The sequence below is a fragment of the Shewanella sp. SM71 genome, from assembly GCF_025653905.1.
In the GTDB taxonomy this organism is placed as follows: domain Bacteria; phylum Pseudomonadota; class Gammaproteobacteria; order Enterobacterales; family Shewanellaceae; genus Shewanella; species Shewanella oncorhynchi.
Genome location: NZ_JAKKRW010000050.1, coordinates 1 through 958, shown reverse-complemented (window position 1 = coordinate 958; position 958 = coordinate 1). Strand labels below are relative to the sequence as shown.

General features: G+C 43.4%; 1 tRNA gene and 1 rRNA gene. Both read right to left on the bottom strand.

Features of this window, described 5'->3' with window-relative positions:
* Window positions 1–508: 508 nt before the first annotated feature.
* Window positions 509–585 (bottom strand) — tRNA-Ile (locus L5L97_RS22780).
* Window positions 586–733: 148 nt separating this feature from the next.
* A 16S ribosomal RNA gene (locus tag L5L97_RS22775) occupies window positions 734–958 on the bottom strand; the annotation flags it as partial.

The window sequence follows — 958 nt, the reverse complement described above, 5'->3', positions numbered from 1 at the left end:
CGCAAGTTACTACGTCCTTCATCGCCTCTGACTGCCAAGGCATCCACCGTATACGCTTAGTCGCTTAACCATACAACCCAAATGAGTTTCACTCATCTGCGCCGCATTGCGACCAGCTTGGTTTTACTTGTCTCACTTCTGACCAAAGAAGTGGACGCGCCTTAGACGTAAACTATTCAATAAAGAATAATTTACTTTTGAATATTCAAGACACTTAATAAAGTGTTTGAGAACTCATGTTCAATGCTTKCGCATTAAACGTTTTGTAATTAATCACATGACAGACTCATGCAATTAAATACTATCAGCTTTCCAAATTGTTAAAGAGCGGGCTTAAAAAAGCCAAAGATAATTTTTAAGTTTATCTTTGGCATCTCTATCCATAGTGCATATGCCTTATTACTTTTCAATAAAAGGATTGGTTTGCCAAATCGAGTTATCCGCGGCAAATTAACGCGACGTTTAGTTCACTAAACGAGTGTTAATTTAACAAAGGAGAACGAAGATTTGGTGGGTCAGAGTGGACTTGAACCACCGACCTCACCCTTATCAGGGGTGCGCTCTAACCAGCTGAGCTACAGACCCATCTTTGATAAACCTATTTAACTAGGTCCATCTTTTACTCTTTCTTCTATCAAGCAAATCTGTGTGAACACTCAAAAGGTACACGGATGTACCGAATGTCGAAAATGCAGGAGCATTTTTCGACCAAACATTAAGTTAGTCGTATAGGTAAGGAGGTGATCCAGCCCCAGGTTCCCCTAGGGCTACCTTGTTACGACTTCACCCCAGTCATGAACCACAAAGTGGTGAGCGCCCCCCCGAAGGTTAAGCTACCCACTTCTTTTGCAGCCCACTCCCATGGTGTGACGGGCGGTGTGTACAAGGCCCGGGAACGTATTCACCGTGGCATTCTGATCCACGATTACTAGCGATTCCGACTTCATGGAGTCGAGTT